This is a genomic window from Streptomyces sp. NPDC001985, assembly GCF_040296845.1.
Lineage (GTDB): Bacteria > Actinomycetota > Actinomycetes > Streptomycetales > Streptomycetaceae > Streptomyces.
The window spans coordinates 1-1,020 of the sequence record NZ_JBEOYB010000203.1 but is presented as its reverse complement, the minus strand read 5'-3'; the positions used below and the strand labels follow the sequence as shown (position 1 = coordinate 1,020).

Genomic DNA, 1,020 nt, shown 5'->3' with positions numbered 1-1,020 from the left:
TTCTCGAAGACGGTGGTGGTGTCGAAGAGTTCCCCGGTTCCGGTCCCGGTGGTCTGCTGGATGTCCGCGAGGCTCAGATACTGATGGTCCAGAAGCTCGGACTGCTCCCGCTGCACCCGCCGGAAGAACGCGCCCAGCGTCTCCGCGGGGTCCAGCCGCACCCGCACCGGGACCGTGTTGATGAACAGCCCCACCATCGACTCCACCCCCGGAATCTCCGGCGGCCGACCCGACACCGTCGTGCCGAACACCGTGTCCGCACGCCCCGTCAACACCCCCAGAACCAGCGCCCACGCCCCCTGCACCAGCGTGTTCACCGTCAGACCACACCCCCGAGCCCACTCCTCCAACCGCCCGGTCAGACCCTCCGGAAGCCCGCACACCACCTGCTCCGGCACCACCCCCACACCACCCACGGCCCCCGGCACCAGCCGGCACGGACCCTCAAGACCCGCCAGCGCCCCACCCCACGCCGCCCGCGCCGCCTCACGGTCCCGCCCCGCCAGCCACGCCAGATACTCCCGGTACACCACCGGCCGCCCCAGCCCCACACCCCCGTACAACCCGAACAGATCACGCACCAGAAGCGGAACCGACCACCCGTCCAACAAAATATGGTGCACCGTCAGAACCAGCGAATACCGCTCCTCCCCCAACCGCACCAGCACCCACCGCAACAACGGCGGACACGACACATCGAACCGCCGCCCACGCTCCTCCTCCACCAACCCCTCGAACCCACCCGCCGGACCACCCCGCAGATCCACCTCACGCCACGGCAGCTCCACCTCCGCCGGAATCACCTGAACCGGCCCACCCTCACCCCGCACCACAAAACGCGCCGACACATTCGGATACCGCCGCAACAACGCCTCACCAGCCTCCCGCAAACGCCCCGAATCCACCCTCCCCTCCAACTCGAAAACCAACTGCACCACATACACATCCGGCCCCGACACGTCATACAACGCGTGAAACAGCAAACCCTCCTGCAACGGCGACAAAGGCAGAATGTCCAGG

At 67.7% G+C, this 1,020-nt stretch carries 1 protein-coding gene; it reads right to left on the bottom strand.

All coding sequences use genetic code 11. The features are described from left to right. A partial coding sequence (locus ABT122_RS33590) for a condensation domain-containing protein (RefSeq protein ID WP_351559994.1) occupies positions 1–1,020 on the bottom strand: 1,020 nt, incomplete at both ends.